The sequence below is a fragment of the Stenotrophomonas sp. 63632_Sma genome (genome assembly GCF_056482875.1).
Genome location: NZ_CM151220.1, coordinates 3,746,172 through 3,758,679, shown reverse-complemented (window position 1 = coordinate 3,758,679; position 12,508 = coordinate 3,746,172). Strand labels below are relative to the sequence as shown.

The window sequence follows — 12,508 nt, the reverse complement described above, 5'->3', positions numbered from 1 at the left end:
GCAGAGTATAGATTACGCAAGGTGGCGGCTGGGGTCGGCACCGGGGAGCGCAAGGGGAACAGTCAGGGGCTGCATGGTGAATCCGTGAGGGACTTCACAGCAGGGCCGTTGCCATTTGCTAAGAATACGTTATTAATGCTCGGGCGCAGGTCTTGCGTCCAAGTGCCCGTCGGCAGGGGAGAAACCGTGGGGCTCATCCCAAAAAGTCAGTCGCCGCTTGTAGGCGTCGACATCAGTTCGACTGCGGTAAAGCTTTTGCAGCTGTCCCGCAGTGGCAATCGTTTTCGTGTGGAACATTACGCTGTGGAACCACTTCCGCCGAATGCGGTGGTGGAGAAGAACATCGTGGAAGTGGAGGCCGTGGGTGAGGCCATCCGCCGCGCGATGAACCGCTCGGGGAGCAAGGCCAAGCTGGCCGCTGCCGCCGTCGCTGGGTCGGCGGTGATTACCAAGGTGATCCCGATGCCGGCCGAGCTCGACGAGAACGACATGGAAGCCCAGATCGAGCTGGAAGCGGTCAACTACATTCCGTATCCGATCGAGGAAGTGAACCTGGACTTCGAGGTGATCGGGGCGATCCCGAACAACCCGGAGATGGTCCAGGTGCTGCTGGCCGCGTCGCGTTCGGAGAACGTGGAACTGCGCCAGTCGGCGCTGGAGCTGGGTGGCCTGCAGGCCAAGGTGATGGACGTGGAGGCCTTCGCGGTCGAGAACGCCTATGCCCTGGTCGCCAGCGAGCTGCCGGTATCCATCGAGGGTGTGGTCGCGCTGGTCGACATCGGTGCCACCATGACCACCCTCAATGTCCTGCGCGGCGGCCGCAGCCTGTACAGCCGCGAACAGGTGTTCGGTGGCAAGCAGCTGACCGACGAGATCATGCGCCGCTACGGCCTGAGCTACGAGGAAGCCGGACTGGCCAAGCGCCAGGGCGGGCTGCCGGAAAGCTACGAGATGGAAGTGCTGGAGCCGTTCAAGGAAGCCACGGTCCAGCAGATCAGCCGCCTGCTGCAGTTCTTCTATGCAGGCAGCGAGTTCAACCGCGTTGATCACATCGTGCTGGCCGGCGGCTGCGCCGTGCTGGGCGGTCTGCCGGAAATGGTCGAGGAACAGCTGGGCGTGCCGACCGTGGTCGCCAACCCGCTGGCACAGATGACCCTGGGGCCGAAGGTGAACGCGCATGCGCTGGCCCAGGATGCCCCCGCGCTGATGATCGCAACCGGTCTGGCGCTGAGGAGCTTCGACTGATGGCACGCATCAATCTATTGCCCTGGCGCGCCGAGCGGCGCAAGCAACGCCAGCGCGAGTTCTACGCAATGCTGGGCATGGCCGCGATCGGTGGCCTGCTGCTGTCGCTGGTGATCTGGTTCTACTACGACCGCCAGGTGAGCGGCCAGATGGACCGCAACGCCTATCTGGAAGCCGAGATCGAGAAGGTCAAGGAACAGAACAAGGAAATCGACCGCCTCGACGCGCAGAAGGAACGCCTGCTGGCCCGCAAGAAGGTGATCGAGGAACTGCAGGCCAAGCGCTCGCAGATGGTGCACCTGTTCGATGCGCTGGTGCGCACGATTCCCGATGGCCTGGTGCTGACCGCGCTGAAGCAGGAAGGCGACGTGCTGACCCTGGAAGGCCGCACCCAGTCCAATGCCCGTGTTTCGGCGTACATGCGCAATCTGGAGACCTCCGGTTGGATGACCAACCCGGAACTGTCGATCATCGAAGCGCGTGATCCCGAGAAGGACAAGGACGGCAAGGTGGGCCCGCTGGCCGACATCAAGGCGCTGCCCTATGTGTTCGTGGTCAAGGTGAAGCTGCCGGCACAGAGTGAGGAAGTGGCCGGTACGCCAGGCCTCAACGCCGATGGTTCGGTGGCAGCGCCGGCTCCGCCCACAGTGGCACCGCTTGCAGCCGGCCCGGATGCAGCGGCACCTGCTGCACCGGCCGCCGGCCAGCCTGCTGCTGCACCGGCTGCACCGGCTGCACCCGCTCCCGCCGCCGCGCCGGTCAACGCACCTGCTGCCACCCCGGCCCCGGCTACGCCGAACCAGCCGGCAGCCCCGGCTGCAAAGCCTGCGCCGAAGTCCGAGGGCAGCCGCCTGGCGCAGCCGCCGCAGGCCTTCAACGCCCCGCTGCAGGGGGATCGCGCATGAGCCAGAAAATCGATCTGAAGAACCTGGATTTCAACGACATCGGCAACTGGCCGCAGAAGGCCAAGATCGTCTTCTGCTCGCTGTTGGCGCTGGTGATCATGTTCGTGGCGTGGATGCTGCTGATCAGTGGCAAGCGCGAGGAACTGGCCGGCCTGGAATCGAAGGAAGTCGAGCTGCGTTCGGAGTTCACCAAGCAGCAGGAGCGTGCGGTGAACCTGGCGCCGCTGAAGCAGCAGCTGGCACAGATGGAACAGGTGCTGCAGCAGATGCTGCGGCAGCTGCCCAGCAAGACCGAAATGCCGGACCTGATCATCGACATCTCGCAGACTGCGCTGTCCAGCGGCCTGACCAACGAGCTGTTCGAGCCGGAGCAGGAGCAGGTCAAGGAGTTCTACGCCGAGAAGCCGATCAAGCTGCGCATGGTGGGCAGTTACCACCAGTTCGGTGCCTTCGTCAGTGGCGTGGCGTCGCTGCCGCGCGTGGTCATCCTGACCATGCACGACATCAACCTCAAGCCCAAGGACAAGACCAGCGGCAACGCCCGCAGTGGTGCGCTGGAGCTGTCCGGCACGGTCAAGACCTACCGCTATCTGGATGAGACCGAGGTGCAGGCACAGCAGGCGGCTGACGCCGGCAAGGAGGAGAAGAAGTGATCCGTTCCCTCTTTGCGCGTTGTGGGATGGCTGCCGTCGTGCTGATGCTGGCCGCTTGCGGCCGCGATGTGACCAGCACGCCGGGTGATGCACCGAATCTTGAAAAGTGGGTGGAAGGCGAGCGTGCGCGACCGGCGCAGCCGCTGGAGCCGCTGCCGGTGATGCAGCAGTTCGAAACCTTCGAATACTCCGCACAGGGTCTGCGCGATCCGTTCACCGATGCCTGGACCAATCCGCAGCAGGGGAATGGCGGATTGCGTCCGGATCCGAACCGGCGCAAGGAGCCGCTGGAAGGCTTCCCGCTGGACGCACTGGACATGGTCGGCACCATCGGCACCGGAGCCGCCACCGTGGCGCTGGTGATGGGGCCGGACAAGGTGACCTACCGGGTACGCCCGGGCGGCTACCTGGGGCAGAGCGACGGGCGGGTCACGGCGGTCTTCGAAGACCACGTGGAGCTGATCGAACTGGTGCCGGATGGCGCGGGTGGCTGGCTGGAACGGCCGGCAACGCTCTCGCTTGAAGATCAATGATCGTTTACTGGGGATAGCACGATGACCTTTCACCAAGCCAAGGGGCTGCGTCCCATCCGGCGCTCTACCTTGAACCGTGTCAGCGCGTTGGGAGTCGCGCTGATGCTGGCCTGCGCTCCGGCGCTGGCCGCCGCACCGGCGGAAAAGCCGGTGGGCGCCACCGTGGCACCGGCGGCAGCGCCGGCCGGCCTGTCGGTGGCCAAGATCGATTTCAAGCGCGGCGATGATGGCGCCGGGCGCCTGATCGTCCAGTTTGACGGCCAGGGCGCGGTTCCGGACCTGCGTACGCAGGGCAACAGCGTGGTGGTCGATGTCGGTAACGCCCGACTGCCGGCCAACCTGCAGAAGCCGATGAACGTCATCGACTTCGCCACGCCGGTGCAGCGCATCGACGCCAAGCCGTCCGGTGCCGGTACCCAGCTGGTGCTGAGCACCGGCGGTGCGGTCGAATCACTGGCCTACCAGAGTGGCAACGAGTACGTGGTGGAGATCAGCCCGCGGCAGGCGCCGGCCGCCGTCGGTGCAGTCACCGCCGGCAGCGTCACCCAGGCTGCCAAGGCTGTTGGTCAGCGCGGTTTCACCGGCAAGCCGGTGACCTTCAACTTCCAGGACGTGCCGGTGCGCACCGTGCTGCAGTTGATCGCCGAGGAATCCAATCTCAACGTGGTGGCCTCCGATTCGGTACAGGGCAATGTGACCCTGCGCCTGGTCAACGTGCCGTGGGACCAGGCACTGGACATCGTGCTGCGTGCCAAGGGCCTGGACAAACGTCGCGATGGCAGCGTGATCTGGGTCGCTCCGCAGGCTGAGCTGGCCAAGTTCGAGCAGGAGAAGGAAGACGCGCGCATCGCCATCGAGAACCGCGAAGACCTGGTCACCGATTACGTCCAGATCAACTACCACAGCGCCACGCAGATCTTCAAAGCGCTGACCGAGGCCAAGGGCATCGGTGGCGGCAGTGGTGGCGGCAATGGCGGTGGTGGCGGCTCGTCGCAGGAGGAGAGTGGCTTCCTGTCCGGGCGGGGCCGCATCGTCGCCGACGAGCGCACCAACACGCTGATGATCAGCGACATTCCGAAGAAGATCGCGCGCATGCGCGAGCTGATCAGTGTGATCGACCGCCCGGTCGACCAGGTGCTGATCGAAAGCCGCATCGTCATCGCGACCGACACCTTCGCCCGCGAGCTGGGTGCGAAGTTCGGCATCAGCGGCAGCCGCGACAACGTGTACTTCAGCGGCAGCCTCGCTGCCAACGAGGAAACCCGCAAGTCGCAGGTCGATACCGCACTGGCCAACGCCAAGGCGGTCCGTGAGTGGCAGGCCGGTGGCAGCGTCGGCCCGGCGCCGATTCCCAGCGGCCCGACCATCAAGCGTGGCCTGAACTGGAACCTGCCGGTGGCTACGGCCAGCAATCCGGGTTCGCTGGCGCTGTCGATCCTCAACGCAGGCTACCTGCTGGACGTGGAGCTGTCGGCCATGCAGGAAGAATCGCGGGGTGAGGTGATCTCCAACCCGCGCGTGGTCACCACCAACCAGCGCGAGGCGATGATCAAGCAGGGCAAGGAAATCGGCTACGTCACCATCAGCGGCACCGGTGCTGCCGGTGGCGCCGGTTCCACGCCGAACGTGCAGTTCAAGGAAGTGGTGCTGGAACTGCGGGTGACCCCAACCATCACCAACGACAACCGCGTGTTCCTCAACATGCAGGTGAAGAAGGACGAAGTTGACCGCCTGATCGAACTGCAGGGCTACGGCACGGTACCGTCGATCAACCGCCGTGAGGTCAACACCGCGGTGCTGGTCGAGGATGGGCAGACCGTGGTCATCGGTGGTGTGTACGAGTTCACCGACCGCAGCAGCATCAGCAAGGTGCCGTTCCTGGGCGACGTGCCGTTCCTGGGCAACCTGTTCAAGAAGCGCGGCCGCAACAAGGACAAGGCCGAGCTGCTGGTGTTCGTGACCCCGAAGGTGCTGCGCGTGGCCAAGCAGAACTGAGCCCGCGCCTCCGCGAAACGCAGAAGGGCCGCCCTGCGCGGCCCTTCTGCGTTTCCGCCCGTAGATCCACGCCGCCCATGTCCAGTAGATCCACGCCATGCGTGGATGGGTCGTTCAGCCGTTCTTGATGCCATTCGCAGGGCACCCTGCGATGATGTCGGGAACCCGTGCCGTCCCGCGCCGGTCAAAGGCCCCCATGAACCTGCCACCGCCGATGCCCGAAACCGTCTCGCCGCCGTCCGCGCCGGCCACCTCCCGCCTGCATGCCGCTTTCAGCCAGCTGCGCGACGCATTGTCGGCCGAGATCGTCGGCCAGGCCGCGCTGGTCGAACGCCTGCTGATCGCGCTGCTGGCCGATGGCCACCTGCTGGTGGAAGGCGCTCCGGGCCTGGCCAAGACCACGGCGATCCGCGCGCTGGCCTCGCGCCTGGAGGCCGACTTCGCCCGCGTGCAGTTCACCCCGGACCTGCTGCCGGCCGACCTGACCGGCACCGAGATCTGGCGCCCGCAGGAAGGCCGCTTCGAATTCGTACCCGGCCCGATCTTCCATCCGATCCTGCTGGCCGATGAAATCAACCGCGCGCCAGCCAAGGTGCAGTCGGCACTGCTGGAAGCGATGGGCGAGCGCCAGGTCACCGTGGGCCGCCACACCTACGCGCTGCCGCCGCTGTTCCTGGTGATGGCCACGCAGAACCCGATCGAGCAGGAAGGCACCTTCCCGCTGCCGGAAGCGCAGTTGGACCGTTTCCTGATGCATGTGCGCATCGGCTACCCGGACCAGGCCGCCGAATCGGAGATCCTGCGCCTGGCTCGCGAGCGCGCCCGTGGTGCGTTGGGCGAAGCCGCACAAGCGCCGGAAAAGCTGCCGATGCAGGATGTGTTCGATGCCCGCCGCGAAGTGCTGGACCTGCACATGGCGCCGGCGCTGGAACGCTACCTGATCGAGCTGGTGCTGGCCTCGCGTGATCCGTCGCGCTATGACGCTGGCCTTGGCCGCCGCATTGCATGGGGCGCCAGCCCGCGCGGTTCCATCGCGCTGGAACGCTGTGCGCGCGCGCGCGCCTGGCTGGCCGGCCGCGATTTCGTCACCCCCGATGACGTGCGTGCGGTTGCTGCCGACGTGCTGCGCCATCGCGTGCTGCCCAGCTACGAAGCCACCGCTGAAGGCTGGGATGGTGAGCGCCTGGTGCAGGAGCTGCTGGCCCGGGTGCCGGCACCCTGAGCCTGCGCATGACCGATCCATCCCTGCACCACGCCTCCTCCGTCAGTGACGGTGACGGGCTGCGCCCGCAACTGTCCGAACTGGTGGCGCTGCGCCGCCTTGCACAGCGACCGCCGCCGCCACGCCGTGGCCGCGCCGGCAACGCCGGGCAGGCGCCGTCGCCGCTGCGCGGGCGTGGCATGGAATATGCCGAGTCACGCGAGTACGTGGCCGGTGATGATGCACGGCATATCGACTGGCGGGTGACCGCGCGTACCGGACGTGCCCATACCAAGCTGTTCCAGGCCGAACGCGAGCGGGTCAGCCTGATCGTGGCCGATACCTCGCCGGCCCTGTACTTCGGCACCCGCGTGCGTTTCAAATCGGTGCAGGCTGCACGCGCGGGTGCCGTCGCCGCGTGGTCGGCGCAGCGTCGTGGCGATCGCATCGGCGCCCTGCGTGGCAGCGACCGTGAACCACCGATTGCACCGGCAGGCGGCCCGCGCGGCGTATTGCGCGTGCTGGACGCGCTCACCCGCTGGTATGCGCAGCCCCCGGCCGATGACCTTGGCCTGGAACGTGCGCTGGACCATGCCGGTCGCGTCCTGCGCCCGGGTGCACGTGTGCTGGTGCTGGCCGATCCGCAGCAGGCCATCCGTATTCCGCCGGCGCGCTGGAGTGCGCTGGCCCAGCACCACGACCTCAGTCTGGTGCTGCTGGTGGATCCATTGGAACTGCAGCCTCCGTCAGCCGCGCTGCAGTTCCAGACCCTGCAGCAGCGCATCGGCCTCGACCTGCGACGCAGCGAGGTCCAGGCTCATTGGCAGGCCCACTTCGTCGAACCGCTGCAGGACCTGCGGCGCCAGCTGGGAGCGCGCCGCGTCGATGTGCAGGTGCTGTCCACCGACGCGCCCAGCGATGCCTGGCTGGCGCCATCACCGACCGAGGTGCCGGCATGAGCGCGAACCTGCCGCTGCGCGATGTGCAGGTGCCACCCGCCCCATCATGGTGGCCGCCGGCACCGGGCTATCTGATGATCGGCGGCGTGGTGCTGCTGTTGCTGGTGGTGGCGGCCTTCTTCTGGTGGCAGCGTCGCCGTCGCCGCCAACGCTGGTTGCAGCTGTTCGATCAGGAGCTGGCATCTACCGCCGATGCTGCTGCGGAACTGGCAGCCATCGCCGGACTGCTGCGTCGCGCCGCACGCCAGGCGCAGCCCGGCAGTGAATCCCTGCGCGATGATGCCTGGTGGCAGCGCGTGGATCCGAAAGGCACGCTCCCCGCGGCACGACGCAGTCTGCTGGCGGAAGGCGCCTATCGCCCACGGGTGGACGCCAACGATGTGGCGGCGCTGCGCAGCTGGGCGCGCGAGCGCTATCTGGCCATGCTGCTGGAGCGGCGCCGATGAATCTGCTGGCAAGTTACTGGCCATGGCCGGACCTGCAGCTGGCGTGGCCGTTGGCCCTGCTGGCGCTGCCGTTGCCGTTGCTGATGCGCTGGTGGAAGCGTCGTGCCGATCCCGGTGCTGCGCTGCGGGTGCCCTATGCGGCGACGGAACTGGAAGCGCTGGCCGGTGGCGGCCGCGTTGATGTGTCGTGGCTGCGCACGCTGCTGTTGTGGCTGGGTTGGTGCGCGCTGTGCGTCGCACTGGCTCGCCCGCAACAGCTGGGTGAAGCGATCACGCCGCCGCAGGAGGGCCGGCAGATGATGCTGGCGATGGACGTGTCCGGCAGCATGGGCGAGGGCGACATGGTGCTGGGCGGGCAGGCGGTGGATCGCCTGACTGCCGCGAAGGCGGTGCTGGCCGATTTCCTTGATCGTCGTGCCGGTGATCGCATCGGCCTGCTGATCTTCGGCGACCGCGCCTACACGCTTACGCCGCTTACGGCCGATCTGGCCAGCGTGCGCGACCAGCTGCGCGACAGCGTGGTCGGCCTGGCCGGGCGCGAGACCGCCATCGGTGATGCCATCGGCCTGGCGGTGAAGCGCCTGCGCAGCCAGCCTGAAGGCCAGCGCGTGCTGATTCTGCTGACCGACGGCGTCAGCAATGCCGGCGTGCTGGAACCGCTGCGTGCCGCCGAAGTCGCGCGTGCCGAGGGTGTGCGTATCCACACCGTCGCCTTTGGCGGTGATGGCAGCATGCGCCTGTTCGGTATTCCCATTTCCGCCGACCAGGATCCGGTCGACGAGGCTACCTTGAAGAAGATTGCCAGCATGACGGGTGGCCAGTTCTTCCGCGCCCGCGACACTGCACAGCTGGCCGGCATCTACGCCGAGCTGGACCGGCTGGAGCCGATCGCTGCGAAGGGGCCGAGCCTGCGTCCGCGCGAAGAGCGTTATGCCTGGCCGTTGGGCCTGGCGTTGCTGCTGGGCGCATTGGCCTGGCTGTGGCCGGAGCGCCGTCGATGATCGCGTTGGCTTCGAATCTTCCTGACTGGAACGCGCTGCACTTCCTGCGCCCGGAATGGCTGTGGGCGTTGCTGGCGCTGCCGCTGATCATCGTGGTGGCGTTGTATCGGCAGCGGCGCAGCGATGTGTGGCGAACAGCGGTGGATGCCCACCTGTTGCCGCATCTGCTGGCTGCGGGCACGCGCCGCCGTGCACGCCTGCCCTGGGCCGTGCTGCTGGGCTGGACCCTGGCAGCGCTGGCCATGGCCGGGCCGAGTTGGCGGCAGCAGGCACAACCGATGTTCCAGGCCAGCGCACCGCTGCTGGTCGTGCTGGATCTGTCCAGCCGGATCAATGCCACCGATCTGCCGCCGTCGCGCCTGCTGCAGGCTCGGGCGAAAGTGGGCGAGCTGCTGCGTGCCCGCCAGGGTGGCCAGGTGGGCCTGGTGGTCTATGCCGAGGATGCCTACACCGTGGCACCGCTGACCGATGACGGCAGCAACGTCGCGCTGTATCTGGACGCGCTGTCGCCGGATGTGATGCCGCGCGACGGACAACGCGCCGACCGTGGCATCGACTGGGCGACGCGGTTGATGCGCCAGATCGGGGCATTGCGGGGGCAGATCCTGCTGGTCAGCGATCAGGCGGATGATGAAGCGGCACTGGCCGCAGCGCAGGCGCGCAGCCTCGGCATGCAGGTGTCGGTACTGGGGCTGGGCACATCTGCCGGTGCGGCGTACCGGGATGGCACTGGGCAGATCCGCCAGGCCGCGCTGGATGAAGGCAGCCTGCGTGCGGTGGCGACCGCAGGCGGAGGCCGCTATGCCCGCATCGCCACCGATGACAGTGACCTGCGTGCGCTGGGCGTACTTGATGCACGCGAAGGTACTGCAGCGCAGCGGCCCGGCGAGGGCAAGCAATGGCGTGATGAAGGGTTCTGGTTGCTGCCACCGGTGATGCTGCTGGCGCTGTTGGCCTTCCGACGCCGCGCGCTGCTGGCGGCGGTGCTGGCGGTGGGCCTGCTGCCATGGATGAGTGATGTGCAGGCGCAGGCGCCCGCGGTGCCTGCCGCACCGCCGGCGCCGGGCACGCTGTGGAAGCGCGCCGACCAGGTGCAGTACCAGCGCTTGGCCGAAGGTGCGCAGGCTTACCGCAACGGTGATTTCGCCAGTGCCCGCAAGCAGTTCGAGGGCATCGACAGCGATGCGGGCTGGTACAACCTGGCCAATACGCTGGCCCGCCAGGGCAACTACGACGAAGCCATTGCCGCCTACGACCGCGCGCTGGCACTGCATCCCGGCATGGCAGATGCGGTCGCCAACCGTGCCGTGGTCGATGCCGCGCGCAAGCGCAAGCAGTCGGGTGGCAAAGGCCAGGATCAGCAGAAGCCTCCGCAGAACGGGCAGCAAAAACAACCGCAGAATGGTCAGGGCCAGCAGAATCCGCAGGGCCAGCAGCCGCAGCAGGGCCAGCAGAATCCCGGTCAGGGACAGCCACAGTCGGGTCAGCAGGGCCAGCCCAATCCCGGTGACGACAAGAACCAGTCGAGCCCGCAGCCCGGCGAGCGAGGCCGCGATGGACAGCAGGCGCCACCACAGGTGGAGGATGCCAAAGCGCAGGCCCAGGCTGATGAGCAGCAGCGCCAGCGCATGCAGCAGGCCATTCAGCAGGCACGTGAGGGCAAAGGCGATCAGGATGGCAAGCCCGTGCCAGGCAGCGACGGCACCACCCCACGCCAACGCGAGGAGCAGCAGGCGGTGGAGGCGTGGATGCGACGCGTGCCGGATGATCCGGGCGCATTGCTGCGGGCCAAGTTCCAGCTGGAAAACGAACGCAGGAAGAGGGAAGGGCGATGACGCGGGCGATCAACATGCACGGGCACTGGCCCCGACAGGTACTGGCGGCACTGCTGCTGTGGCTGCCGCTGCTGGCCTGGGCGCAGCCGCGTGCGTGGCTGGACCGCGACCGCATCGCGATGGGCGACACGGTCACGCTCAATGTCGAGAGCGACCAGGGCGCCCCTGACTTCACACCGTTGCGCACCGACTTCGACCTCAGCGGGCAGACCAGCAGCCGCCAGGTAGCGTGGAGCAATGGCAGCATGCAGCAGCGCAATCTGTATGGCGTGGCACTCACGCCACGGCGTAGCGGTGCACTGGTGGTGCCGGGCCTGCAGGTGGGCAGCGTACGCACCGCACCGTTGACCCTGCAGGTGGATGCCGCTGCCGTGGCCGGTCCCGACAGCAATGCGGTGGCGTTCATCGAAACCGCTGTCGATGACGAGACACCGTATGTGCAGCAGAGCGTAGGCGTGGTGGTGCGGTTGTATTTCGCCTCGCAGCTGGCCTCCGGCGAACTGGTGCTGGATACACCGGCCGGCGCGTCGTTGCAGCGGGTGGGCGATGACCGCACCGATGTGCGACAGGTCAGCGGCCGCCGCTACAACGTGGTCGAGCGGCGCTTCCTGCTGATCCCCGAGCGCAGCGGTGCACTTCGGCTGGCCGGTGCGCGCTTCAGCGGGCGCAGTGCCGGTGGCTTCTTCGACGATTTCTTCGGCGGCGGCGACGGGCGCATGAATGCCACCGGCGCCGATCGCACGTTGCAGGTGCAGGCGCAACCGGCACAGGCGCCGCAGCCATGGCTGCCGCTGCAGGGCCTGCAGCTGCGCTACACCAGTGCACCGACCAGCGCCCGTACCGGCGAGGCGGCCAACGTGGTGGTGGAGGCGATTGCCGAAGGCGCTACCCGCGCGCAGTTCACCGATCTGCCGGTGCCCGACGTCGGCAACGCGGCGCAGGTGTTCGCAGAACCTGCGCAGTACGAAGAGACCTTCAATGGCAGTACGCCGCGGCTGAAGATCACCCGCCGCTATTCGATCGTGCCGCGCCAGCCGGGTTCGCTGGTGGTGCCGGGGCCGCGCCTGCCGTGGTGGGACGTGCGCAATGGCAAGGCACAGGAAGCGAAGCTGCCGGACCTGACGCTGGACGTGGTGGCCGGTAGCGGGGCTGGCAGTGCGCCACCTGCACCGCTGCCGCCGATCGACACCGATGCGGCGCTGCCGGATGGCGATGGCCAGGACAGCCGTATCGCGGCGACCGATCCGCGCGCCAGTGGTTTGTCCGAGCGGCCATGGCCGTGGATGGGCGCCGCCATCGGCCTGGCGTTGCTGTGGCTGTTGACGCTGTTGTGGGGCTGGCAGCGAGGCCGTCGCCCGCGCGTGGCGGCCAAGGGCGCTGTGCCGGCTGTGGCGACTGGACGTGCCGGCGTGGCCGAACTGCGCCGCGCGCTGGATGGTGAAGGGTTTGATCAGGTGGAAGCGCAGCTGTGTGCGATGGCCGGTGTCGAACGTATCGAGCAGGTCATCGACCGCCTGGCTGACCCCGGACAGCGACAGGTGCTGCAGGACCTGCAGCAGGCGCGCTGGGGTGGGCAGGGCGACCTGGCGTCGCTGCGTGCGCGCTTGCGCGAGGCCTTCCGTGACGGACCGCACTGGTCGGCGGCTGCCGGCACCGCTGACACTGGCCTGGCGCCGCTGTATCCGCCGCGGCGAACCTGAACCGGCGCCGCTTGCGCGCTTTGTTAGAGTGCATT

The 12,508-nt window shown here is 67.5% G+C and carries 11 protein-coding genes; all 11 read left to right on the top strand.

The window, feature by feature from the left end:
• The first annotated feature begins 186 nt into the window (after positions 1 to 186).
• The 11 genes from ACZK45_RS17475 to ACZK45_RS17425 all read left to right on the top strand — a co-directional run bounded on the left by ACZK45_RS17475 (position 187) and on the right by ACZK45_RS17425 (position 12,473).
• Positions 187 to 1,245: a pilus assembly protein PilM gene (locus ACZK45_RS17475; RefSeq protein ID WP_010484061.1), complete on the top strand. Its 1,059-nt coding sequence runs from the start codon at positions 187 to 189 to the stop codon at positions 1,243 to 1,245.
• A complete protein-coding gene (locus tag ACZK45_RS17470) occupies positions 1,245 to 2,150 on the top strand; it encodes a PilN domain-containing protein (protein ID WP_478445000.1) in 906 nt (301 codons plus the stop codon). Before ACZK45_RS17475 ends, ACZK45_RS17470 begins: the two co-directional genes overlap by 1 nt.
• Positions 2,147 to 2,803, top strand: a complete 657-nt coding sequence (locus ACZK45_RS17465) for a type IV pilus inner membrane component PilO (RefSeq protein WP_049400744.1) — start codon at positions 2,147 to 2,149, stop codon at positions 2,801 to 2,803. Before ACZK45_RS17470 ends, ACZK45_RS17465 begins: the two co-directional genes overlap by 4 nt.
• Before the next feature lie 26 nt (positions 2,804 to 2,829).
• Complete coding sequence (locus tag ACZK45_RS17460) at positions 2,830 to 3,336, top strand: pilus assembly protein PilP (RefSeq protein WP_010484064.1); 507 nt, start codon at positions 2,830 to 2,832, stop codon at positions 3,334 to 3,336.
• 21 nt (positions 3,337 to 3,357) lie between these two features.
• Positions 3,358 to 5,331, top strand: a complete 1,974-nt coding sequence (locus ACZK45_RS17455; protein ID WP_180838615.1) for a type IV pilus secretin PilQ — start codon at positions 3,358 to 3,360, stop codon at positions 5,329 to 5,331.
• A 196-nt stretch (positions 5,332 to 5,527) separates the two neighbouring features.
• A complete protein-coding gene (locus ACZK45_RS17450; RefSeq protein WP_032127852.1) occupies positions 5,528 to 6,553 on the top strand; it encodes an AAA family ATPase in 1,026 nt (341 codons plus the stop codon).
• 8 nt (positions 6,554 to 6,561) lie between these two features.
• Positions 6,562 to 7,491 (top strand): DUF58 domain-containing protein, encoded by a 930-nt coding sequence (locus tag ACZK45_RS17445; protein ID WP_049422629.1) that lies wholly within the window; start codon positions 6,562 to 6,564, stop codon positions 7,489 to 7,491.
• Positions 7,488 to 7,937 carry a DUF4381 family protein gene (locus ACZK45_RS17440; protein ID WP_197616968.1) on the top strand — a complete coding sequence of 150 codons (450 nt, stop codon included), beginning with the start codon at positions 7,488 to 7,490 and terminating at the stop codon, positions 7,935 to 7,937. The genes ACZK45_RS17445 and ACZK45_RS17440 overlap by 4 nt, the downstream gene beginning before the upstream one ends.
• Positions 7,934 to 8,938, top strand: a complete 1,005-nt coding sequence (locus ACZK45_RS17435) for a vWA domain-containing protein (RefSeq protein ID WP_197616969.1) — start codon at positions 7,934 to 7,936, stop codon at positions 8,936 to 8,938. The genes ACZK45_RS17440 and ACZK45_RS17435 overlap by 4 nt, the downstream gene beginning before the upstream one ends.
• Positions 8,935 to 10,773 carry a tetratricopeptide repeat protein gene (locus ACZK45_RS17430; RefSeq protein WP_197616971.1) on the top strand — a complete coding sequence of 613 codons (1,839 nt, stop codon included), beginning with the start codon at positions 8,935 to 8,937 and terminating at the stop codon, positions 10,771 to 10,773. The genes ACZK45_RS17435 and ACZK45_RS17430 overlap by 4 nt, the downstream gene beginning before the upstream one ends.
• A complete protein-coding gene (locus ACZK45_RS17425; protein ID WP_197616973.1) occupies positions 10,770 to 12,473 on the top strand; it encodes a BatD family protein in 1,704 nt (567 codons plus the stop codon). The genes ACZK45_RS17430 and ACZK45_RS17425 overlap by 4 nt, the downstream gene beginning before the upstream one ends.
• The last annotated feature ends 35 nt before the right edge of the window (positions 12,474 to 12,508 follow it).

Bases quoted from the DNA above. Each gene is read 5' to 3' on its own strand.
- ACZK45_RS17460 (WP_010484064.1), top strand. From the start codon at position 2,830: ATGGCTGCCGTCGTGCTGATGCTGGCCGCTTGCGGCCGCGATGTGACC.
- ACZK45_RS17430 (WP_197616971.1), top strand. From the start codon at position 8,935: ATGATCGCGTTGGCTTCGAATCTTCCTGACTGGAACGCGCTGCACTTC.
- ACZK45_RS17450 (WP_032127852.1), top strand. From the start codon at position 5,528: ATGAACCTGCCACCGCCGATGCCCGAAACCGTCTCGCCGCCGTCCGCG.
- ACZK45_RS17440 (WP_197616968.1), top strand. From the start codon at position 7,488: ATGAGCGCGAACCTGCCGCTGCGCGATGTGCAGGTGCCACCCGCCCCA.
- ACZK45_RS17445 (WP_049422629.1), top strand. From the start codon at position 6,562: ATGACCGATCCATCCCTGCACCACGCCTCCTCCGTCAGTGACGGTGAC.
- ACZK45_RS17470 (WP_478445000.1), top strand. From the start codon at position 1,245: ATGGCACGCATCAATCTATTGCCCTGGCGCGCCGAGCGGCGCAAGCAA.
- ACZK45_RS17435 (WP_197616969.1), top strand. From the start codon at position 7,934: ATGAATCTGCTGGCAAGTTACTGGCCATGGCCGGACCTGCAGCTGGCG.
- ACZK45_RS17465 (WP_049400744.1), top strand. From the start codon at position 2,147: ATGAGCCAGAAAATCGATCTGAAGAACCTGGATTTCAACGACATCGGC.
- ACZK45_RS17425 (WP_197616973.1), top strand. From the start codon at position 10,770: ATGACGCGGGCGATCAACATGCACGGGCACTGGCCCCGACAGGTACTG.
- ACZK45_RS17455 (WP_180838615.1), top strand. From the start codon at position 3,358: ATGACCTTTCACCAAGCCAAGGGGCTGCGTCCCATCCGGCGCTCTACC.